19 protein-coding genes are annotated in these 22,970 nt (G+C 60.2%); 5 read left to right on the forward strand and 14 right to left on the reverse strand.

Translation table 11 applies throughout. From position 1 onward, the window contains the following. Positions 1–96: 96 nt before the first annotated feature. The 8 genes from PMI35_RS05595 to PMI35_RS05560 all read right to left on the reverse strand — a co-directional run bounded on the left by PMI35_RS05595 (position 97) and on the right by PMI35_RS05560 (position 10,841). Positions 97–993 (reverse strand): peptidoglycan DD-metalloendopeptidase family protein, encoded by an 897-nt coding sequence (locus tag PMI35_RS05595; RefSeq protein WP_008064509.1) that lies wholly within the window; start codon positions 991–993, stop codon positions 97–99. Between the two features lie 194 nt (positions 994–1,187). Then, positions 1,188–2,081, reverse strand: coding sequence for a response regulator (locus tag PMI35_RS05590; protein ID WP_008064511.1), 894 nt, complete (start codon positions 2,079–2,081; stop codon positions 1,188–1,190). A gap of 168 nt (positions 2,082–2,249) precedes the next feature. Beyond that, positions 2,250–3,011 (reverse strand): phosphate signaling complex protein PhoU, encoded by a 762-nt coding sequence (gene phoU, locus PMI35_RS05585; protein WP_008064514.1) that lies wholly within the window; start codon positions 3,009–3,011, stop codon positions 2,250–2,252. 115 nt (positions 3,012–3,126) lie between these two features. Continuing rightward, the gene (pstB, locus tag PMI35_RS05580) at positions 3,127–3,960 is read right to left on the reverse strand and encodes a phosphate ABC transporter ATP-binding protein PstB (protein WP_008064516.1); all 834 of its coding nucleotides are present in this window, start codon (positions 3,958–3,960) and stop codon (positions 3,127–3,129) included. Between the two features lie 143 nt (positions 3,961–4,103). Beyond that, entirely contained in the window at positions 4,104–5,774 is a 1,671-nt protein-coding gene (pstA, locus tag PMI35_RS05575; protein ID WP_008064517.1) for a phosphate ABC transporter permease PstA, read from the reverse strand. Positions 5,775–5,789: 15 nt separating this feature from the next. Next, positions 5,790–8,072 carry an ABC transporter permease subunit gene (locus PMI35_RS05570; RefSeq protein ID WP_008064520.1) on the reverse strand — a complete coding sequence of 761 codons (2,283 nt, stop codon included), beginning with the start codon at positions 8,070–8,072 and terminating at the stop codon, positions 5,790–5,792. Between the two features lie 238 nt (positions 8,073–8,310). Further along, positions 8,311–9,312, reverse strand: a complete 1,002-nt coding sequence (locus PMI35_RS05565) for a phosphate ABC transporter substrate-binding protein PstS (RefSeq protein WP_008064526.1) — start codon at positions 9,310–9,312, stop codon at positions 8,311–8,313. A gap of 230 nt (positions 9,313–9,542) precedes the next feature. Then, the gene (locus tag PMI35_RS05560) at positions 9,543–10,841 is read right to left on the reverse strand and encodes an MFS transporter (protein WP_008064528.1); all 1,299 of its coding nucleotides are present in this window, start codon (positions 10,839–10,841) and stop codon (positions 9,543–9,545) included. Between the two features lie 364 nt (positions 10,842–11,205). On the opposite strand from PMI35_RS05560, the gene PMI35_RS05555 reads away from it, so the two are divergent. Both PMI35_RS05555 and PMI35_RS05550 read left to right on the forward strand, forming a co-directional pair. Next, positions 11,206–11,610, forward strand: a complete 405-nt coding sequence (locus tag PMI35_RS05555) for an acyl-CoA thioesterase (protein WP_007896491.1) — start codon at positions 11,206–11,208, stop codon at positions 11,608–11,610. A gap of 73 nt (positions 11,611–11,683) precedes the next feature. After that, positions 11,684–12,583 (forward strand): D-hexose-6-phosphate mutarotase, encoded by a 900-nt coding sequence (locus PMI35_RS05550; protein WP_008064529.1) that lies wholly within the window; start codon positions 11,684–11,686, stop codon positions 12,581–12,583. Between the two features lie 136 nt (positions 12,584–12,719). On the opposite strand, the gene PMI35_RS05545 is transcribed toward PMI35_RS05550, so the two are convergent. From PMI35_RS05545 to PMI35_RS05525, 5 genes are all read right to left on the reverse strand, one after another. Then, positions 12,720–13,256: a DUF3299 domain-containing protein gene (locus tag PMI35_RS05545; RefSeq protein ID WP_008064531.1), complete on the reverse strand. Its 537-nt coding sequence runs from the start codon at positions 13,254–13,256 to the stop codon at positions 12,720–12,722. Between the two features lie 83 nt (positions 13,257–13,339). Continuing rightward, the gene (locus tag PMI35_RS05540; RefSeq protein WP_008064532.1) at positions 13,340–13,585 is read right to left on the reverse strand and encodes a GlsB/YeaQ/YmgE family stress response membrane protein; all 246 of its coding nucleotides are present in this window, start codon (positions 13,583–13,585) and stop codon (positions 13,340–13,342) included. Positions 13,586–13,710: 125 nt separating this feature from the next. Next, on the reverse strand, positions 13,711–14,793 hold the full coding sequence (locus tag PMI35_RS05535; protein ID WP_008064533.1) for a 5-(carboxyamino)imidazole ribonucleotide synthase: 1,083 nt from the start codon (positions 14,791–14,793) through the stop codon (positions 13,711–13,713). Positions 14,794–14,804: 11 nt separating this feature from the next. Then, positions 14,805–15,296 (reverse strand): 5-(carboxyamino)imidazole ribonucleotide mutase, encoded by a 492-nt coding sequence (purE, locus tag PMI35_RS05530; RefSeq protein WP_007971731.1) that lies wholly within the window; start codon positions 15,294–15,296, stop codon positions 14,805–14,807. 309 nt (positions 15,297–15,605) lie between these two features. After that, positions 15,606–16,520, reverse strand: a complete 915-nt coding sequence (locus tag PMI35_RS05525) for a LysR substrate-binding domain-containing protein (RefSeq protein ID WP_008064535.1) — start codon at positions 16,518–16,520, stop codon at positions 15,606–15,608. 180 nt (positions 16,521–16,700) lie between these two features. Here PMI35_RS05525 and aspA point away from each other — a divergent pair, with 180 nt between their 5' ends. From aspA to PMI35_RS05510, 3 genes are all read left to right on the forward strand, one after another. Continuing rightward, a complete protein-coding gene (aspA, locus tag PMI35_RS05520; RefSeq protein WP_008064537.1) occupies positions 16,701–18,125 on the forward strand; it encodes an aspartate ammonia-lyase in 1,425 nt (474 codons plus the stop codon). 220 nt (positions 18,126–18,345) lie between these two features. Then, on the forward strand, positions 18,346–19,350 hold the full coding sequence (locus PMI35_RS05515; RefSeq protein ID WP_008064540.1) for an asparaginase: 1,005 nt from the start codon (positions 18,346–18,348) through the stop codon (positions 19,348–19,350). A gap of 178 nt (positions 19,351–19,528) precedes the next feature. After that, positions 19,529–19,843, forward strand: a complete 315-nt coding sequence (locus PMI35_RS05510; RefSeq protein ID WP_008064542.1) for a hypothetical protein — start codon at positions 19,529–19,531, stop codon at positions 19,841–19,843. A gap of 69 nt (positions 19,844–19,912) precedes the next feature. Here PMI35_RS05510 and PMI35_RS05505 read toward each other — a convergent pair whose 3' ends face one another. Beyond that, on the reverse strand, positions 19,913–22,777 hold the full coding sequence (locus PMI35_RS05505; RefSeq protein WP_008064543.1) for an EAL domain-containing protein: 2,865 nt from the start codon (positions 22,775–22,777) through the stop codon (positions 19,913–19,915). Positions 22,778–22,970: the final 193 nt, after the last annotated feature.

Here is a 22,970-nt window from a genome sequence, read left to right on the forward strand (position 1 = left end):
CGAGCAGGCTCGCTCCCACAAGGTTCACACGGTACCTGTGGGAGCGGCGGTGCGGCGATCCGACTTGCCCGCGATGGCGTCAGAACAGGCAACACATTATTGTTTGCCCAACGCAAAGTTGGGCAACGCATTGACCGGCTGATTGAACTGGTACGGAATCGATACCAGTCCCATCCCGGTATTGCGCTGCACCACGAAGTGCAGGTGTGGCCCGCTGCTGTTGCCGGTATTGCCCGACAGCGCCAACGGGCTACCCACTGCCACCCGCTGCCCCTCCCGAACGCTGACCGAACCCTGTTTCAGGTGCAGGTACACGCCCATGGTCCCGTCATCGTGCAGCACCCGCACAAAATTGCCCGACGCGTCGGTGCCGCGCCCGCTCTGACTGTTTTCGGTTTTGATCACAGTCCCGCCTCGCGCGGCAATGATCGGCGTGCCTTCGGGCATGGCGATGTCGATGGCGTAACGGTTCTTCGGGCCGAAGTGGCTGTATTGGCCATTGGCGCCCTGACTGACCCGGAACGGCCCGCCCCGCCAGGGCAACGGGTAGCGATAGGCCATGGAGGCGCCTGCAGGGTCGCCCAGGGAATATTCAAACCTGGGGATGTAGGCAATCGGGCTCCCAGCCCGGGTCGCCGTGAGCTGCGCCAGGCGAATGCTGCTGCGCAACGGCATCACCCGGCGAATCGGTCGACTCGGCGCACCACTGACGTTCTTCAACCCGGCGAAACTCAACTCGATCTCTACCGGCGCATACAGGTCATTGCGCACGTACACGCTGTCCACCCCGTCCTTCTTCGTGATGACGAGGTACACCTGCCGCTCAAGGCGCTCGTCCATGCGATCCTGGAAAGTGAACACCTTGGAGCCTGTCGTGGGGCGGTCACTGTAGGAGACCACGCCATTGACGTCGGTGGACTTGTAGATGGTCATGGCCATGGCCGCGGTCGAGGCCATGAACAGACCACAGAAAAACAGCAGGCGCGCGAGCATGGGCGGGATTCTGTCGAGTCAGGTTTGGGATTGAGCCTAGCAGCTGCAATGGACCCGGGTAGTCGGCAGATGTTCAGACAGATGTGCGGTGATTTCGAAGGCCCCATCGCGAGCAGGCTCGCTCCCACAGGGTCAGTGCAAATCCTGTGGGAGCGAGCCTGCTCGCGAAGGCGGCCTGGCAGGCAAACCCGGATTTACGCGCCTGGAATGAAATGCTTCTGCGCGGTACCCCGGGCAATCAGACGGGAGAGGTAGTCCAGTTTCTGCGCGTCCTGATCGACGAAGCGGAAGGTCAGCTGCAACCAGTCACTGTCGGGCTTGGGCTCATGAGCCACCACAGCGTGCAGATAGCCATTGAGGCGGGCCACTTCGGCACGCTCGCCCTGCTCCAGATCCAGCACGGCACTGTCGAGCACCTGCGGCAAGCTTTCGGTACGCTTGACCACCAGCAGCGCTTCCTTGAGGCTCAACGCCTTGATCACGCACTGCTGGATGCCATTGGGCAACCGCAGTTGACCCTGGCCACGCCCACCGCCGGCAGCCGCCACCGGGGCTTTCACCGGCGAGTTGTTGAGCAAGCCCGGGGACGGTGCAGCGGCCGCTGGAGCGCTCACGGCAGGCTTGTTGCCGGTCAAGGCGTTCAGGGTGTCGTTGCCGAATGCCGAAACCGTCTTGGTCGCCGCCACGCTCATCAGGCTGTCGAGTTTGCCGACTTTGTGCAGCGCATGCTTGACCTTGGTGATCAGTTGCTCGTTGGTGAACGGTTTGCTGACGTAGCCGGAAACGCCGGCCTGGATCGCCTGGACGACGTTCTCCTTGTCACCGCGGCTGGTCACCATCACGAACGGCATGCCTTTGAGACTGTCTTGCTCGCGGCACCAGGTCAGCAGCTCCAGACCGGACATTTCCGGCATTTCCCAGTCGCACAGCACCAGGTCGAAGGCCTCCCTTGCCAGCAGCGACTGAGCCTTGCGGCCGTTGACCGCGTCTTCGATGCGCATGCCCGGGAAATAGTCGCGCAGGCATTTCTTCACCAAGTCACGAATGAACGAGGCATCGTCCACGACCAACACACTGACCTTACTCATCCATAACCCCTTTAAAAAATCCCGGCAAGCCTACCGTCTTGCTGATGGCACATTGCCAAAAATCTTCAGTCACGCCGGGACTTTTCGATCGCGGGTGCTGCTTTTCGAATGCGTGGACCGCAAACGAAAACGCCCGGCCAATGGGCCGGGCGCTTTGATTGGGCAATCTTACTTATCGTCAGATTTGCCCGGAACATTAGCGGTTTCGCCGCTGGTTCCTTCAACTTCTTCCTTCATGCGCTTGAGACCCAGGTGACGTACGTCGGTGCCGCGCACCAGGTAAATCACCAGCTCCGAGATATTGCGCGCGTGGTCGCCGATGCGCTCCAGCGAACGCAGTACCCAGATGATGCTCAAGACCCGCGAGATAGAGCGCGGATCTTCCATCATGTAGGTCGCCAGCTCACGCAAGGCGGTCTTGTATTCGCGGTCGATGATCTTGTCGTACTGCGCCACCGACAACGCCAGGTCAGCGTCGAAACGGGCAAAGGCATCCAGCGCATCACGGACCATGTTGCGCACCTGGTCGCCGATGTGGCGGACCTCGACGTAACCGCGCGGCGCTTCGCCTTCTTCGCACAGCTGGATGGCGCGACGGGCGATCTTGGTCGCTTCGTCACCGATGCGCTCCAGGTCGATCACCGATTTGGAAATGCTGATGATCAGGCGCAGGTCGGACGCCGCCGGCTGGCGACGGGCCAGGATGCGCAGGCATTCTTCGTCGATGTTGCGTTCCATCTGGTTGATCTGGTCGTCGATCTCACGCACCTGCTGGGCCAGGCCGGAATCGGCCTCGATCAGCGCGGTGACCGCGTCGTTGACCTGCTTTTCCACCAGCCCGCCCATGGCCAGGAGGTGGCTGCGCACTTCCTCGAGCTCGGCGTTGAACTGCGCGGAAATGTGGTGTGTGAGGCCTTCCTTAGAAATCATTGTGTCTGCTCCGCAAAAGCTGTGAGCTGCAAGCTACAAGCTGCAAGCTGATGTGTGTCGTTATGCTGAACTGCTTTAACTTGCCGCTTGAAGCTTGCGGCTTGCAGCTCCCCCACTAGCCGTAGCGCCCCGTAATATAGTCTTCGGTCTGCTTCTTCGCCGGATTGGTAAACAGGGTGTCGGTGTCGCCGAACTCCACCAGTTTGCCCATGTACATGAACGCCGTGTAGTCGGAAACCCGCGCGGCCTGCTGCATGTTGTGGGTCACGATGACGATGGTGAACTTGGATTTCAGTTCGTAGATCAGCTCTTCGACTTTCAGCGTCGAGATCGGGTCGAGCGCCGAGCATGGCTCGTCGAGCAGCAGCACTTCCGGTTCCACGGCGATGGTACGGGCAATCACCAGACGTTGCTGTTGACCACCGGACAGGCCAAGTGCCGACTCGTGCAGACGGTCCTTGACCTCATCCCACAGTGCCGCGCCTTTCAACGCCCACTCGACGGCTTCGTCGAGCACGCGCTTTTTGTTGATGCCCTGGATGCGCAGGCCGTAGACCACGTTTTCGTAGATGGTTTTCGGGAACGGGTTCGGCTTCTGGAACACCATGCCAACGCGACGGCGCAGCTCGGCCACGTCTTCGCCCTTGCGGTAGATGTTGTTGCCGTACAGGTTGATCGCGCCTTCGACGCGGCAGCCATCCACCAGGTCGTTCATGCGGTTGAAGGTACGCAGCAGCGTGGACTTGCCGCAGCCGGACGGGCCGATGAAGGCTGTCACGCGCTGTTTCGGGATGTTCATGCTGACGTCGTACAGCGCTTGTTTGTCGCCGTAGAACAGGCTCAGGCCCGGCACTTCGATGGCCACGGTTTCCTGCTCGAGGCTCAGGCTCTGTTTGTCGCGACCCAGGGCCGACATGTTGATGCCGTGGGTATGTGCTTCGTGCTGCATGGGAGGCTCCCTGTGCTAACAAATTCGGTTCAGTTTTTGTGGGAGCCAGCCTGCTGGCGATTGCATCACCGCGGTTTCACAGATGCACCGCGTTGCCTGAATCGCCAGCAGGCTGGCTCCCACATAGAAATCAGTGTTGCAAATTAGCTATCCAGCGCCTTGTACTTCTCGCGCAGGTGGTTACGGATATAAACGGCCGACAGGTTCAACGTCGCGATCACCAGCACCAGCAGCAGCGCCGTGGCGTACACCAGCGGCCGCGCGGCCTCGACGTTCGGGCTCTGGAAGCCGACGTCATAGATGTGGAAGCCCAGGTGCATGATCTTCTGGTCCAGGTGAAGGTACGGGTAGTTACCGTCCACCGGCAGCGACGGTGCCAGCTTCACCACACCCACCAGCATCAGCGGCGCCACTTCACCGGCGGCGCGAGCCACGGCGAGGATCATGCCGGTCATCATCGCCGGGCTGGCCATTGGCAGTACGATCTTCCACAGGGTTTCCGCCTTGGTCGCGCCGAGGGCCAACGAGCCTTCGCGCACGGTGCGAGGAATCCGCGCCAGGCCTTCTTCGGTGGCCACGATCACCACCGGCACCGCCAGCAGCGCCAGGGTCAACGATGCCCAGAGCAGGCCCGGTGTGCCGAAGGTCGGCGCCGGCAAGGCTTCAGGGAAGAACAGGCGGTCAAGCGAACCACCCAGCACGTAGACGAAGAAGCCCAGGCCGAACACCCCATAGACGATGGCCGGAACGCCCGCCAGGTTGTTCACCGCGATGCGGATCACCCGGGTCAGGGTGTTCTGCTTGGCGTATTCACGCAGGTACACCGCGGCCAGTACGCCGAACGGGGTCACGATCATCGCCATGATCAACGTCATCATCACGGTGCCGAAGATCGCCGGGAAAATCCCGCCTTCGGTGTTGGCTTCACGCGGGTCGTCGCTCAGGAACTCCCAGACCTTGCTGAAGTAGAAACCGATCTTGGTGAAGGTGCCCATGGCGTTCGGCTGGTAGGCGTGAACCACTTTACCCAGGCCAATTTCGATTTCCTTGCCGTTGGCATCGCGGGCGGTGAGGCTGTCGCGGTTGAACTGCGCGTGCAGGTCACCCAGGCGTGCTTCGATGTCCTGATACCGGGCATTGAGTTCGGCGCGCTCGGATTCCATGTCCGCTTGCGCCGCGGCGTCGAGCTTGCCATCCAGTTCCAGTTTGCGGCCGTGCAGGCGGATGCGTTCGAGACCGGCGTTGATCGCGCCGATGTCGACTTTTTCCAGGCTCTTGAGCTGGCCAGCCAGCTGGCTCACACGGTCGATCCGCGCCTGCAGCTCAGGCCATGCGGCCTCGCCTTCGGCAATGACCTTGCCATCCTGTTTGACGTTGACCAGGTAGCCGTAGAAATTGCCCCACTCGCGACGTTCCAGAGCCATGAGTTCGACTGGCGTTTTCTGGTTGGTCAGCCACTCGCCGACGATCCAGGTGAAATCGGTGCCGTTCAGGTCACGGTTGCCGACCTTGATCAGCTCGCGGGTCATGAACTCCGGGCCTTCGTCAGGCACCGGCAGGCCGGCGCTCTTCAGGCGCGCACGTGGCACTTCTTCCTTCTGCACCACTTCGCCAACGACCAGGTGATTGGCCTGGCCCGGTACGTCGTAGCTGGCGTGGATCAGATCCGCCGGCCAGAAGTGACCCAGGCCACGCACGGCAATCACCGCCAGCAGGCCAATGGTCATGATGACCGCGATGGACACCGCGCCACCGCTGATCCAGACGCCCGGGGCGCCGCTCTTGAACCATCCTTTCAGGGAGTTCTGTTTCACAGACTTCTACCTTTCTTAAAGCGACGAGTATTTCTTGCGCAGACGCTGACGAATCAGTTCCGCGAGGGTGTTCATGATGAAGGTGAACAGCAGCAGCACCAGCGCCGAGAGGAACAGCACGCGGTAGTGGCTGCCGCCGACTTCCGACTCCGGCATTTCCACCGCGACGTTGGCGGCCAGGGTGCGCAGGCCTTCGAACAGGTTCATTTCCATGACCGGGGTGTTACCGGTGGCCATCAACACGATCATGGTTTCACCCACCGCACGGCCCATGCCGATCATCAACGCCGAGAAGATGCCCGGGCTGGCGGTCAGGATTACCACGCGGGTCATGGTCTGCCACGGCGTGGCACCGAGGGCCAGGGAACCCAGGGTCAGGCCACGCGGCACGCTGAACACGGCGTCTTCGGCAATGGAGTAGATGTTCGGGATCACCGCGAAGCCCATGGCCAGGCCGACCACCAGGGCGTTGCGCTGGTCGTAGGTGATGCCCAGGTCGTGGGAGATCCACATGCGCATGTCGCCGCCGAAGAACCAGTTCTCCATGTACGGGCTCATGTACAGCGACAGCCAGCCGACGAACAGGATCACTGGAATCAGCAGGGCACTTTCCCAGCCATCAGGGACTTTCAGGCGAATCGATTCCGGCAGGCGGCTGAAGGCGAAACCCGCGACGAGGATGCCGACCGGCAGCAACATCAGCAGGCTGAAGATGCCTGGCAGATGCCCTTCCACATAAGGGGCGAGGAACAGGCCGGCGAAGAAACCGAGGATCACCGTCGGCATCGCTTCCATCAGCTCGATCACCGGCTTGACCTTGCGACGCATGCCCGGGGCCATGAAGTACGCGGTATAGATCGCTGCGGCGACGGCCAGTGGAGCGGCCAGCAGCATGGCGTAGAACGCGGCTTTCAGGGTACCGAAGGTCAGCGGCGACAGGCTCAGCTTCGGTTCGAAGTCGGTGTTGGCGGCGGTCGATTGCCAGACGTATTTAGGCTCGTCGTAGTTTTCGTACCAGACCTTGCTCCACAACGCGCTCCACGACACTTCCGGGTGCGGGTTGTCCAGCAGCAACGGCTGCAACTTGCCGCCGGCTTCGACGATCACGCGGTTGGCCCGTGGCGACAGACCGAACAGGCCTTGGCCTTCGACCACCTGGTCGACCAGCAAGGTACGGTGTGCGGTGCTGTGGAACACGCCAAGCTTGCCGGAGGCATCCAAGGCGACGAAGCCCTTGCGGCGCTCTTCGGCGGTGATTTCAACGATGGGCGTGGTGCCCATCTGGAAGGTACGGATCTGCTTCAGGCGCTGCTCGCCATCGGGGTCGCGGGCCATGAACCACTGGGCCAGGCCACCTTTGGAGTCGCCAAGGATCAGCGAGATGCCGCCTACGAGCTGGGTACTGGCGGTAATTTCGGCATCACCGTTTTCCAGCAGTTTGTAGCGACCGTTGAGGCTCTTGTCGCGCAGGCTGAAGACGTCGGCCTGGGCACGACCGTTGATCACGTACAGCCACTGCTGACGCGGGTCGACGAAGATGTTCTTCACCGGCTCGGTCATCTGCGGCAGATCGATGCGCTTCTGCTCGCTGGTGATTTCGCCGGTCATCATGTTTTCTTCGCTGGTCAGCGACAAAACATTGAGTTGCGAACCGGTAGAACCCACCAGCATCAGGGTCGAATCGTTGGCATTGAGGCTGACGTGTTCCAGCGCACCGCCTGCCTCGTTCAGCGTGATCGGGGTTTCGCCATACGGATATTCAATGGCCGGCGAGATGGTTTTCTTGCCGTCCGGGTAGCTGACTTTGTAGGTGTGACGGAACACCATGGCCTGGCCGTTGGACAAGCCCACCGCCACCAGCGGTTGACCTGGCTGGTCGTCACCGATGGACGTCACGGTGACGCCCGCCGGAATCGGCAGATCGACGCGCTTGAGTTCAGCGCCACTGTCGATATCGAAGAACAGCGCCTGGCCCTTGTCGGAAACCCGCATGGCGACCTGGTTCTGCTCTTCAAGGGAAAACATCAGTGGCTTGCCGGCATCTTGCATCCAGGCAGGCGTGATGGCGTCCTTGGCGGTCAGGCTGGCACCCTGGAACAGGGGCATCACCACGTAGGCGAGGAAGAAAAAGATCAGCGTGATCGCGGCGAGAACGGCGAGGCCGCCCACCAGGACGTACCAGCGGGTCAGGCGATCCTTGAGCGCGCGGATGCGGCGCTTGCGTTGCAGCTCAGGCGTATTGAAATCAATTCGCTTGGGGGGATTTGTAGTCATTGTGGAATTGGCCAGATCATTCATTCGCACACCCTAGCGATCCTGTATGACAGAAAGATGACAGTGCAGTGACGCAACAAATCCGCCACCCGGTGAAACCGGCAGCGGAGCGAGAATTTGGGGGGCCGGCGCACCGGCATTTGTAGGAGCGAAGCTTACTCGCGAAGGCGTCAGTGCATTCAACATCAATGGTGACTGAACCACCGCTTTCGCGGGCAAGCCTCGCTCCTACAGGTCCGGGGCTTACCCCAGACCTAGGGTTTTACTTTTTTGCGACTTCGGTACCGCCTTCTTGCAGACCCAGGTCAGCCAGTGCTTTTGCGGCAACCTTGGCTGGCAGTGGGATGTAACCGTCTTTCACCACAACTTCCTGGCCCTGTTTGGACAGAACCAGCTTCACGAACTCGGCTTCCAGCGGGGCCAGAGGCTTGTTCGGGGCTTTGTTGACGTATACGTACAGGAAGCGCGACAGCGGGTACTTGCCGTTCAGGGCGTTTTCTTCGGTGTCTTCGATGAAGTCAGTGGAGCCTTTCTTGGCCAGGGCCACAGTCTTCACGCTAGCGGTCTTGTAGCCGATGCCCGAGTAACCGATGCCGTTCAGCGAGGAGCTGATCGACTGCACGACCGAAGCCGAGCCTGGTTGTTCGTTGACGTTTGGCTTGAAGTCGCCTTTGCACAGGGCTTCTTCCTTGAAGTAGCCGTAGGTGCCGGATACCGAGTTACGACCGAACAGTTGCACCGGCTTGTTGGCCAGGTCGCCGGTCACGCCCAGGTCACCCCAGGTTTTAACGTCGGTTTTAGCGCCGCACAGACGAGTGGACGAGAAGATCGCATCGACCTGTTCCATGGTCAGGTGCTGGATCGGGTTGTCCTTGTGTACGAAGACGGCCAGGGCGTCCACGGCAACCGGGATAGCGGTTGGCTTGTAGCCGTACTTCTGCTCGAAGGCAGCCAGTTCGGTGTCCTTCATCTTGCGGCTCATCGGGCCCAGGTTGGAGGTGCCTTCAGTCAACGCAGGTGGCGCGGTGGCGGAGCCAGCGGCCTGAATCTGGATGTTTACGTTCGGGTATTCTTTTTTGTAGTTCTCAGCCCAGAGGGTCATGAGGTTAGCCAGGGTATCGGAGCCGACGCTGGACAGGTTGCCCGACACACCGGTGGTCTTGGTGTAGCTCGGGATCGACGGGTCAACAGCGGCAACCGCGTTGGCAGTCGCAACGCCAGCAGCGACAAAAGTCATTGCCGCCATCAAACGCTTCAGTTTCATGCCTTACTCCTAGCAGATAGGGTGTGTTATTCGGGGCCAAGTATCAGCAGGCCGTGTGAACACTCTATGGCTGAAATATGACAATTGGATGAAAGGCCAGTATTCGAGTTTTTTTGGATGATTCATGGCGCTCCAATCGCCAGCAGGCTGGCTCCCACATTGGAATGCATTTCAATGTGGGAGCCAGCCTGCTGGCGATTGGGCCGGTACAGACGATAGGAAAGTCGAAATTAACGACCCTTTTTCCAGAGATACCCACCCACGAGAATCCCGACCCCACACAGCACCGCCACGTAATACGCCGGCCCCATCGGGCTTTCCTTGAGCAGCAGACTGACAATCATCGGCGTCAGGCCACCAAAAATCGCGTAGGCCACGTTGTACGAGAACGACAGACCGCTGAAACGCACCACCGGCGGGAACGCCTTGACCATCACGTACGGTACCGCGCCAATGGTGCCCACCAGCAGACCGGTCAGGGCGTACAGCGGGAACAGCCAGTCGGGATGGTCGGCCAGGCTGTGGTAAAAGGTCCAGGAACTGGCCAGCAACGCCGTGCAACCAACAACGAACACACGCCCCGCGCCAAAACGGTCCGCCAAGGCACCGGCAATGATGCAGCCAATGCTCAGGAACACGATTGCCACGCTGTTGGACTGCAGCGCGGTGGTTGGCGCGAAGTGGTAGACCGTCTGCAGCACGGTCGGGGTCATCAGGATCAACACCACGATGGCGGCGGACAACAGCCAGGTCAGCAGCATCGAAATGGCTATCGCACCACGATGGTCACGCAACACCGCGCGCAGCGGCACTTCTTCGGCCAGAGCCTTGCGCTGTTGCAGCTCGGCGAACACCGGGGTTTCGTGCAGCCAACGACGCAGGTACACCGAGAACAGACCGAACACACCACCGAGCAGGAACGGGATTCGCCAGGCGTAATCCGCCACTTCAACCGGCGTGTAAACGCTGTTGATCGCCGTAGCGACCAGCGAACCCAGCAAGATCCCAGCCGTCAGGCCGCTGGTCAGGGTGCCGCAGGCATAGCCGACATGCCGCTGCGGTACGTGCTCTGAAACGAACACCCAGGCACCCGGCACCTCACCGCCAATGGCAGCGCCCTGGATCACCCGCATCAGCAGCAACAGGATCGGCGCCCACATGCCGATCTGCGCATAGGTCGGCAACAGGCCCATGATCAGGGTCGGCACTGCCATCATGAAGATGCTCAGGGTGAACATCTTCTTGCGCCCCAGCAGGTCGCCGAAGTGCGCCATCACGATGCCGCCCAGTGGCCGCGCCAGGTAGCCGGCGGCGAAGATGCCGAAGGTCTGCATCAGGCGCAGCCACTCGGGCATGTCCGCCGGGAAGAACAGCTTGCCCACCACCGTCGCGAAGAACACGAAGATGATGAAATCGTAGAATTCCAGCGCGCCGCCCAAGGCCGACAGCGATAGCGTCTTGTAATCGTTGCGGGTCAACGGACGTGCGGATTGGGAAGGCTGCGCGATACTCGAGGGCGCTGTGGTCATGGCAAGGCATCTCTTATAGTCAAATCTGCCGCCCCAACAACGCTGGCAAGGGCTCGGGCAGGACCGGCACGATAGCAAATTGTTCGAAAAAGCACATAGAGGTGCGTATTTGATGGTCAAAATGAGAACCGGATGGTCGTATCGGAGTCTACCGACCGATATACTCGCAATTAAGTAATAACGTGTAAGGGTTGCTGTGCGAAAACGCCTGTCAGGGGTTCATAGGCGATTTCGCAGAGTTTCCCTTTAGGCGCCTGACGAAAAACGTGACGAACGCAGTATGTTCGGGGATGAATCGTTTTTCCTGAAGACGGCTATTCACTGAAATACACACGAAGAGTCACGGGTCAGAGGCACCCCCGGCATGATAGAGCTCGAACAAGAAGATCCGATCCCGCAAGGCGACCTGGCCCTGCAAATCACCGCGCTTCCTCGCGAAACCAATGGCTTTGGCGATATTTTCGGCGGCTGGCTGGTGGCGCAGATGGACTTGGCCGGTACTGCGATGGCCAGCAAGGTGGCGGGTGGTCGCGTGGCCACTGTCGCGATCGACCGCATGGCATTTCTGGTTCCGGTTGCAGTGGGTGCCCAGCTCTCCTTCTATACCCAGGCACTGGAAATCGGCCGCAGCTCGATCCAGATGATGGTCGAGGTCTGGAGCGACGACCCACTGTCCAGCGAATGGCGCAAAGTCACCGAAGCGGTGTTTGTGTTCGTCGCCATCGATGGCAGCGGCCGTACTCGTTCGGTTCCACCCAGAGCACGTTAAAACCGGGCTGCGTTAAACCCGACAAGCGTTTTGCGGTCCATTGCAGTCATTGTTACTGATCGAGAGCTGTCCCATGAGCACGCCCAACGTTGAAGCCGTCAAACTGGATGAACTGAACTGCTGGCGCATCCGCCACGGCCAGGCCGAATTGCTGGTGGCCCAGCAGGGTGCACACATCCTCAGCTATCAGTTGGCTGGCCAGCCACCGCTGATCTGGCTCAACGACGAGGCCGTCTTCAAGGCGGGCAAAAGCATCCGCGCCGGTGTGCCGGTTTGCTGGCCGTGGTTCGGCAACCTGGCGCGCAACCCACAGAGCGTCCAGGCGATGCGCACCGGCAACGAACCCGCCGCCGCTCACGGGCTGGTGCGGGCGATCGACTGGGAATTGGGCGGCATCGAGGCCGAGGGCGAAAGCCTGAAGATCGAGTTCCTCCTGCCCTGCCCCGAAGGCGGCTTGCCAGGCTGGCCGCACAAGGTCGACCTGAAGTTGAGCATTCGCCTGGACGAGCAACTGCATATCAACCTGACCAGTCACAACCAGGGCACCGACACCGTCACGATCAGCCAGGCACTGCACAGCTATTTCGCGGTGAGCGATGTGCGTAATGTGCATGTCGAAGGGCTGGACGGGCTGAGCTATATCGAGACGCTGGACGACTGGAAAACCGTGTCCCAGTCCGGTGACTTGCACTTTACCGGCGAAACCGATCGCATCTACCTCGATACGCCGCCCCGGCTCAGCATTGTCGACCCGGCCTGGGAGCGACGCATCGAGCTGACCAGTACCGGTTCGCGCTCGGCAGTGATCTGGAACCCGTGGACCGAGCGCGCTGCGGCGTTCAGCGACATGGCCGACGATGGCTGGCAGCGCATGCTGTGCATTGAAACGGCGAATGTGATGGGTGATGTGGTGACGTTGGCGCCGGGTGCCAGTCATACCCTGGGCGTGAGCATCAACAGCAAACCACTCTAAGCAACACCAAAAACCAATGTGGGAGCGAGCCTGCTCGCGATAGCGGCCTGATAGTCAACGAAGATGTTGAATGTCATGGCCTCATCGCGAGCAGGCTCGCTCCCACAGTTAGTTTGTGCAGAACCGGAATGGCGAGTTACAAATCCGACTCCTGCACCACCCTCACCTTCGCCGCATCCAGCGCATACGCCGCATCCGCCAGGTCATTGCTGACCTTCTCGATCTTCAGCGTGCCGGTCACCCACAACGGCGTGTAGATATCATCCAGCTTCAAGCCCTTGGGATAACGCACCAGCACCAGCTGATTGGGTGGCGGTGGCGGTACGTGGATGCAGGCCCCCGGGTATGGCACCAGGAAGAACAATGTGCTGCGGCCCTTGGCGTCGGACTCCAGCGGTACCGGATAACCACCGATACGGATGTCCTTGTCGTTCATCGAGGCTACGGTCTTGGTCGAATACATCACCGCGGGCAAACCCTTGCTCTGCTTCATGCCACCTTTTTCAGTGAAGGTGCCAGTGGCTTCCGGGGAGTTGTGGTCGATTTCGGGCATGGCCTCGAGGGCTTTCTGGTCCGACTTGGGCATCAGTTCGAGCCAGTCGGTTTCCGGCAAATCGCCGGCATGGGCAAGGCCCGTACTCAGTAAAACAAGAGTCAGCAGAAGACGTCGCATGAAAATGCCCGGTAGGGTTAAGGAAATCGCCGGGCATTCTAGTCCTCCCGGGCTGCGCAGCCGAGAGGACTTTGTCGCGTGGATCAGTTCTTTTTGATCAAGCCGTAGATCACCAGCAAGATGACGGCGCCCACCAGTGCACCGATGAAGCCTGCGCCTTCACCCGCTTGATAGAAGCCCAGGGCCTGGCCGCCGTAAGTGGCTGCCAACGAACCGCCGATACCGAGCAGGATGGTCATGATCCAGCCCATGCTGTCATCGCCCGGTTTCAGGAACCGAGCCAGCAGGCCGACGATCAAGCCGATAAAGATGGTTCCGATGATTCCCATGGCATTTCCCTCTGATTTGGTAGATATGCCAAAGCCTAGTCAGACTTTGGCATCCTGCCATGAGAGAACGGCGGTCCAGCAATGGTTCCGCCGCTGCCACATGAAACCAGATTTACCTGGTGATGCTACTCGGCGATGAGCGCTTCGACCTTGAGGATCTGCGCGGCCAGCGTTTCGCGGTCTGCACAACGCAGGTTGGCGTGACCGACCTTGCGGCCGACCTTGAATGCCTTGCCGTAGTGATGCAGATGGCAATCGGCGATGGCCAGGACTTTTTCAGTTTCCGGCACTTTACCGATGAAATTCACCATTGCGCTTTCGCCAACCTTGGCGGTCGAACCCAGCGGCAGACCGGCAACCGCCCGCAGGTGGTTTTCGAACTGGCTGCACTCGGCGCCTTCGGTGGTCCAGTGCCCGGAGTTGTGCACACGCGGGGCGATTTCGTTGGCTTTCAGGCCGCCGTCGACTTCAAAGAACTCGAACGCCATGACGCCAACATAATTCAGCTGCTTGAGCACCCGGCTGGAGTAATCTTCGGCCAAGGCTTGCAACGGGTGATCGGTGCTGGCCACGGACAGCTTGAGGATGCCGCTGTCGTGGGTGTTGTGTACCAGCGGATAAAACCTGGTTTCGCCATCGCGAGCACGCACGGCGATCAGCGAGACTTCGCCGGTGAAGGGTACGAAACCTTCCAGCAGGCAAGCCACACTGCCCAGCTCGGCGAAAGTGCCAACGACATCTTCAGGCGTGCGCAGGACTTTCTGGCCCTTGCCGTCGTAACCCAGGGTGCGGGTCTTCAGCACGGCAGGCAGACCGATGGAAGCCACGGCAGCGTCCAGGTCAGCCTGGGACTGAATGTCGGCGAACGCCGGGGTCGGAATCCCCAGGTCCTTGAACATGCTCTTCTCGAACCAGCGATCGCGGGCGATACGCAAGGCTTCGGCGCTCGGATAGACCGGCACGAACTGCGAGAGGAAGGCCACGGTTTCCGCCGGAACGCTTTCGAACTCGAAGGTCACCAGATCGACTTCATCGGCCAACTGGCGCAGGTGATCCTGGTCGCCGTAATCGGCGCGCAAGTGCTCGCCCAATGCAGACGCGCAAGCGTCCGGCGCCGGGTCGAGGAAAGCGAAGTTCATGCCCAGCGGAGTCCCCGCCAGCGCCAACATGCGACCCAACTGGCCGCCACCGATTACACCGATCTTCATCGTCAACAACCTCAGGCGATGCGTGGGTCTGGATTTTCCAGGACGCTGTCTGTCTGCTCAGCACGGAAGGTTTTCAGCACCGCGTGGAACTGTGGGTGCTTGGCGCCCAGGATACTCGCCGACAGCAGGGCTGCGTTGATCGCACCGGCCTTGCCGATGGCCAGGGTGGCAACCGGGATGCCTGCTGGCATCTGCACGATCGAGAGCAGCGAATCGACGCCCGAGAGCATTGCCGACTGCACCGGCACGCCCAGCACCGGCAGGTGGGTCTTGGCCGCACACATGCCAGGCAAGTGGGCTGCGCCACCGGCACCGGCGATGATCACCTCGATGCCACGCGCCTCGGCTTCTTCAGCGTACTGGAACAGCAGGTCCGGGGTACGGTGGGCAGAGACCACTTTCACCTCGTAAGGGATGCCGAGCTTTTCCAGCATATCGGCGGTGTGGCTAAGGGTGGACCAATCGGACTTGGAGCCCATGATCACGCCAACCAATGCACTCATCGTCGTGCCTCTTCTCTCTGGGCGCCCGCAGGCGCATCAAAAAACAACAAGCCACGCAGAATGCGTGGCTTGATTGTACGAATTATGGCCAGGCGAACCGGCCGAAGGCCGCGCAGTATACCTCAATGAAGCAGATAAACAGCCCCCATTACGACCATCTGTCATCCACCGCAAAGCACCGGATTTATTGACTTTAAGGTCAGTAGAAATACTCGCCATCGCCCCGCCCCCCTGTAGGAGCACAGCTTGCTGGCGATGGCGATTTCGAAGACGCCATCGCCAGCAAGCTGTGCTCCTACAAAGGCATCGTTAACCGGTCGTGCCCTGCGCTGCCCCGCCCTCCAACTTGCGCCACAACAACCGCACGTTGGCTTTGCGCACCAACGCGCAGCGGTACAAACGAATCTCCAGCGGTACGTGCCACTGCGGACCGCCACAGACCACCAGCTCACCGCGTGCCAGTTCGGCGCGCACACTCAGTTGCGGGACCCAGGCAATCCCCAGTCCTTCCAGTGCCATGCTTTTCAGGCTGTCGGCCATGGCGGTTTCATACACCGTGGTAAAGCGCAGCGCGCGCTGGCGCAGCAACCCATTGACCGAACGCCCGAGAAACGCTCCCGCACTGTAGGCCAGCAACGGCACGCTGGCCTCGCCCTCCAGATCGAACAGGGGTTTTCCCTGCTCATCTGCCGCGCACACCGGGAGCATTTCGGTATGCCCAAGGTGCAGGGAAGGAAAGATTTCAGGGTCCATCTGCATGGCCGCGTCCGGGTCATAGAACGCCAGCATCAAGTCACAACCGCCCTCGCGTAACGCATGCACGGCGTCGCCGACGTTGGTCGCCACCAACCGTGTAGCGATGTTCAAGCCTTCATTACGCAGTTGCGCGATCCAGCGCGGGAAAAACCCCAGCGCCAGCGAGTGCGCAGCCGCGACTTGCATCACTTCGCCCTGCCCACCTTCCAGATGATGCAGGTGGCGCAGCACTTCACCGAGCTGCTCGACCACGGTGCGCGCGGTCACCAGGAACAACTGGCCTGCCGCCGTCAGCTCGACCGGCGTGCGCGAACGATTGACCAACGTCAGCCCCAGCGCGGCTTCGAGACTGCGGATTCGGCGGCTAAAGGCCGGTTGAGTCACGAAGCGTCGCTCGGCAGCCTGGGAGAAGCTGCGGGTGGCGGCCAGGGCACTGAAGTCCTCCAGCCATTTACTTTCCAGATTCATCTCGCCCTCCCGGGCACGCACCAATTTAGGTCACACGCTCGCCGTCAACACGGCGTCACATGGGCATTATGCCGAATATGCATAGGCCAGTGTTTAACAGCATTGGCCCAAAATTCTCCACAAGCCTAGCATTTGCAGTGTTCCGGCACAGCCCGGGTCCATATTGAGATGATTTCTATCATGTCCTCCGCTGCATCATTCCGCACAGAAAATGACCTGCTTGGCGCTCTCGAAGTACCGGCTCAAGCGTATTACGGTATCCAGACCCTGCGAGCGGTGAATAACTTCCGCCTTTCAGGCGTTCCGATTTCGCACTACCCGAAACTGGTTGTCGGTCTGGCCATGGTCAAACAGGCCGCCGCTGACGCCAACCGCGAGTTGGGTCATCTGAGCGAAGCCAAGCACGCTGCCATCAGCGAAGCCTGTGCACGTTTGATCCGCGGCGACTTCCACGAAGAGTTCGTGGTGGACATGATTCAAGGCGGCGCTGGCACTTCAACCAACATGAATGCCAACGAAGTCATCGCCAACATCGCGCTGGAGGCCATGGGTCACCAGAAAGGCGAATATCAGTACCTGCACCCGAACGACGACGTGAACATGGCGCAGTCGACCAACGACGCCTACCCGACGGCGATCCGCCTGGGTCTGTTGCTGGGTCATGACACCCTGCTCGCCAGCCTCGACAGCCTGATTCAGGCATTCGCGGCCAAGGGTGAAGAATTCAACCACGTCCTGAAGATGGGCCGTACCCAGCTGCAAGACGCCGTGCCGATGACCCTGGGTCAAGAGTTCCGCGCTTTCGCCACCACCATGGGCGAAGACCTGGCCCGTCTGAAGACGCTGGCTCCGGAACTGCTGACCGAAGTGAACCTGGGCGGCACCGCGATCGGCACCGGCATCAACGCCGACCCGCGCTATCAGGCCCTGGCCGTACAGCGTCTGGCCCTGATCAGCGGTCAACCGCTGGTTCCAGCCGCCGACCTGATCGAAGCCACCTCCGACATGGGCGCCTTCGTGCTGTTCTCCGGCATGCTCAAGCGCACCGCGGTCAAGCTGTCCAAGATTTGCAACGACCTGCGCCTGCTGTCCAGCGGCCCACGCACCGGCATCAACGAAATCAACCTGCCAGCGCGTCAGCCAGGCAGCTCGATCATGCCAGGCAAGGTCAACCCGGTTATTCCGGAAGCCGTGAACCAGGTTGCGTTCCAGGTCATCGGTAACGACCTGGCGCTGACCATGGCAGCCGAAGGCGGCCAACTGCAACTGAACGTGATGGAGCCGCTGATCGCCTTCAAGATCCTCGACTCGATCCGCCTGCTGCAACGCGCCATGGACATGCTGCGCGAACACTGCATCGTCGGCATCACCGCCAACGAAGCGCGCTGCCGTGAACTGGTCGAACACTCGATCGGTCTGGTCACCGCACTGAACCCGTACATCGGCTACAAAAACGCCACCCGCATCGCCCGTATCGCCCTTGAAAGCGGCCGCGGCGTGCTGGAACTGGTGCGCGAAGAAGGTCTGCTCGACGAAGCCATGCTCGCCGACATCCTGCGCCCGGAAAACATGATTGCCCCGCGTCTGGTGCCTCTGAAGGCTTAACCAACGCTGTAGCACCGCTCACCAGGTCGAGGGACTAGACACCTCTCACCTTTTGAGGGCCTGGAGATCACTCTCCAGGCCCTTTTTTTTGACTTTTGAAAACACCGAGCCTCCTGTGGGAGCGCAGCGCAACGCTGATCGGTTAAAGTGCGTCATCTCATGTGGGAGCGGCGGTGCGACGATTCGACTTGATCCCACACATCGTTCCCGGAGTGCCTCCATGAATTCCTCGACCTACCCTGCAGCCCAGCACGTCATGGTGCTCTACACCGGCGGCACCATCGGCATGCAAGCCAGCGCCCAAGGCCTGACGCCGGCATCCGGTTTCGAAGCGCGGATGCGCGAGTACCTGCACAGCCAGCCTGATCTCGTGGTACCGCAATGGCGCTTTCGCGAGATGTCGCCGCTGATCGACAGCGCCAACATGAGCCCGGCGTATTGGCAGCAACTGCGTGAAGCGGTGGTCGACGCCGTGGACGTGCAAGGTTGCGACAGCGTGCTGATCCTGCACGGCACCGACACCCTCGCCTACAGCGCCGCCGCCATGAGTTTTCAATTACTTGGCCTGCAGGCCCGGGTGTGTTTCACCGGTTCAATGCTGCCGGCCGGCGTCACCGACAGCGATGCCTGGGAAAACCTCAGCGGTGCGCTGATTGCATTGGGCCAAGGCCTGGCACCGGGTGTTCACTTGTATTTCCACGGCGAACTGCTGGACCCGACCCGTTGCGCCAAAGTTCGCAGTTTCGGCCGACATCCGTTCAAGCGGCTGGAACGTCAGGGCGGCGGCATGAAAGAGCCTTCGATTCCTGCACAACTGATCTACAACCAACCCCGGCAACTGGCGAACATCGCGGTGCTACCGTTGTTTCCCGGCATCGGCGCCGAAATACTGGACGGCCTGATCGACAGCGGCATTCAGGGCCTGGTGCTGGAGTGCTACGGCAGCGGTACCGGGCCTAGCGACAATCCGGGGTTTCTCACCAGCCTGGAACGGGCGCGGGACACGGGCGTCGTGGTGGTGGCAGTCACGCAGTGCCATGAAGGAGGCGTAGAGCTGGACGTCTATGAGGCCGGTAATCGTTTGCGGGTTGCCGGTGTGCTTTCAGGTGGCGGCATGACCCGTGAAGCGGCGTTCGGCAAGCTGCATGGTTTGCTGGGTGCAGGACTAGAACCCGCTGAGGTTCGCCGGCTTGTTGAACTGGACCTGTGTGGCGAGCTTGCTTGATACACCAAACCCAAGCAATTAGCGCGCTCAAGTCTCTCCACGGTTTTTCGAGAACTTGAGCCACAACTGCAAACATACGACCTTACAAACATACTGCGATTATAACTCCCACAATAAAGTCAAGTTAGATACCTTGCTCGGGCAGGACGCAACTAAACTTGATTACAGGAGTTACATCATGAGCATTAAAACCAAAGACTGGACCGCACAAATCAACCGAATGCCGGGAGCAGCCTCTTTCCGCACCTTTGGCACGGTAACGGTTGCCCACACGGGAATTACGCCGAAGCTGGTCATGAGTTCACTGCAAGACAAATCCTTTGACCTGCGTCTGGAATTGCAACTTGAAAATTCCAACGATATTTCGCTGCAGGTAGAAACAGACAAATTTGTCGAATACAAAAAAATGGGCAACTCGAATGTCACCTGCGTCAGCATCTTCTACGAAGGAAAATTGCTGCACCATATCGATAAAGTACTGATTACCGACTAAGCGAAGTATGTTTCCCGCGCTGTAGAGCTTCCCGCCAGACACACAGTTACCTGGCGGGAAACTCGTCGTTCAACTTACGCCTTGCGCTTGCAGCAATCCCGCCAGGGCCTCAGCCTCAACCGGCCGACTGATCAGATAGCCCTGCACTTCGTCACAACGCTCAGCTTTCAAAAACTCAAGCTGCTCCGGCCGCTCAACGCCTTCGGCCACCACTTTCAATTTCAAGCCGTGGGCCATCGCAATGATCGCCCGGGTGATCGCCGCGTCTTCCGTACCCTCTCCCAGGCCCCGGATAAACGCCTGATCGATCTTCACGTAATCCACCGGGATGCGCTTGAGGTAGCTCAGGGACGAATACCCGGTACCGAAATCGTCGATCGCCAGCTTCACCCCCAACTCACGCAGTTGCTGGAACGTCGCGATAATGTGCTCGACACTGTCGAGCAGCTGACTTTCGGTCAGCTCCAGCTCCAGGTAATGCGGCGCCAGCCCGGTTTCTTCCAGCACCTGGCGCACCAGGCTGACCAGCTTGCCCTGGCGCAATTGATGCACCGACAGATTGACCGACACCCGGATCCCCTCGAGCCCCAGGCGCTGCCACTCGCAGGCTTGCCAGCAGGCCTGGCGTAAGACGAACTCGCCGATCGGGCCGATCAACCCCGTCTCCTCCGCCAGACCGATGAAATCCCCCGGCGGCACACGCCCCATGGTCGGGTGGTCCCAGCGCACCAAGGCCTCGGCGGCATTGAGCTTGCCCGTGGCGAGGCACAGTTTCGGTTGGTAAAACACCTTCAGCTGCTTCTCTTCCACCGCTTTACGCAGATGATTTTCCAACTGCAGGCGCTCCAGGGTGCTGGCTTGCAGGCTATCGGTGTAGAACTGGAAATTGTTGCCGCCCAAATGCTTGGCGTGTTGCATGGCCATGTTTGACTGACTGACCAATGCGGATATGTCCCGGGCGTTGTCCGGCAACAGGCTGATGCCCATGGATGCGCTAACTACCAGCTCATGACCCTCGACGGTCACCGGCAAACGCAATTTTGCCGACAAGCGCGTCGCCACCCGCGCCAGACTGGAGAGGTTGCCATAGGCATTGAACAGCACGGCGAATTCATCGCCGGACAAGCGTGCGATGGTGTCTGCCTCAGGCAATGCGTTGACCAGGCGCCGGGCCATTTTCTGCAACAGCTGATCGGCCACCTCGTGACCCAGGCTGTCGTTGAGCTGCTTGAAGCGATCCAGATTGATGTGCAACAACGCCAGGCTGCGATACCCGCCCTGACGCACACGCTGATGCGCCTCGCTCAGCCGTTCGCGGAACATCGAGCGATTGGCCAGCCCCGTGAGTTCGTCATGATGGGTCAGGTAGCGCATGCGCTCTTCGGATTCTCGCCGTGCCGAGAGATCCGCGAAGAAGCCCACGATATGGCTGACATTTCCACGAATATTGCGCACTGCAGTCAATTGCAGCCATTGCGGATACATCTCGCCATTCTTGCGGGTTTCCACCAGCTCACCCTGCCAACTGCCGTGCTGCTCCAGGGCTTGATGGATCGCACCGTAATGTCGGCGAGCATCGCGACTGCAAGGCAAATCGACCACCTTACGCCCGAGAATTTCCTCGATTTCATAGCCGGTCACCCGGCTGAAGGCTTGATTGACCGCGATCAGGGCGTAATTCGGATCGAAAATCACGATACCTTCGCTGGCCGCCTCGAACACCGTCGCCGCCAACTGCAGTTGCTCTTCCTGGGCCTTGCCGACGCTGATATCGCGCCGCGTGCCCACCATGCGAATCACTCGGCCGTTGTCGGCGCGTTCCACTGCCCGTCCGCGGTCCTCGATCCACACCCAGTGGCCATCGCCATGCCGCACGCGGTACTCGATCTGGTAATCCTCGGTACGGCCTTTCAAATGCTCGACCAAGGCCCTTTTCAGTGCAGGTAGATCGTCGGGATGCAGGCGCGGTTTGAGGTGGCGCAGTAATGCCGTTACCTGTTCCGGCGCCAGGCCGAATAATTCCTGGATATGCGTGTGATGGACTTCGTCGGTTTGCAGGTTCCAGTCCCACAACCCCAGCTCGCTGGCTTTCAATGCCAGCGCCAGGCGCGCCTCACTCTGGCTCAGTGCCTGGCTGGCCGCCTCCAGTTCCAGACTGCGCTGGGCGACACGGTTTTCCAGGTCGACCTGGATTTCGCGCAATTCGTCTTCGGCGCGTCGACGCTGATCGATTTCCCTGGCCAGCTTCTGATTGAGCTGGTCGCTGCAGTTCTGCGCCTGCTGCAGATTTTCGATCAGCGCCTGATTCTGGAAGCGTCGCAACAGTCCGCGATCGATCAGCCGATTCACCTGCCAGGCGACCACACTCAGCGCACCCAGCAGAATCAGGCCGAACCAGCCCCAGCCGTGCTCGTCCCCGCCCCAGAACATATAGGCAATGGCCGGCAACAGACAGGGCAAGGTGAAGGACAGGAACGCAGGCAAACTCACCGCGTAGGCCACGCTGGCCGACAGCGCTGCGGCACCGATCAGGCCGAACACCCACGCTTGTTGAATGAAATTATCGGCGGGAACCAGGGCGATACCGGCACCGGCCAGGGTCAAGCCGGTGAGACCAGAGCCCAGTAAAAACATGCGGCGCCAGATCGGATGCGCCTGGCGGTTGGGAATCGCCGAATCGAAGGCCGCCACCTGGATCACCCGCAATGCGACCAACGACAGCAACCACACCAGCCAGACACTGACCAGGAAATAACGCTGCGGACTCCAGAGCAATCCGGCGCACACCAGGCCATTGATCAACATGAACAGCGTGGGCAGCAAGGAACCCTGATACAGCAGACGCGTGCGTTCGACCGCCATTTCCATGGCGAATTGTTTACGGATCACCCGGGGCTCCACAGTAGGGCCCGACAGGTCGATGCTGAGGGTCATAGGCAGTGTTCTTGTTCTTATAATGATGAGCATGTGCCCGAAACGTGGACGGAGCATACACAAGCCAATGCCCGGACCAAACTGCTCCTGATCAAAAAACAGACCAAAGTATCAGCCGTCAGCAGTGGCAAAATGCCGTCAGACGGGGCCGGCAAACGATTGCAACCGATGACTGACCGGTCGTCCCGTGCGT

This window comes from Pseudomonas sp. GM78 (genome assembly GCF_000282475.1).
GTDB lineage: Bacteria > Pseudomonadota > Gammaproteobacteria > Pseudomonadales > Pseudomonadaceae > Aquipseudomonas.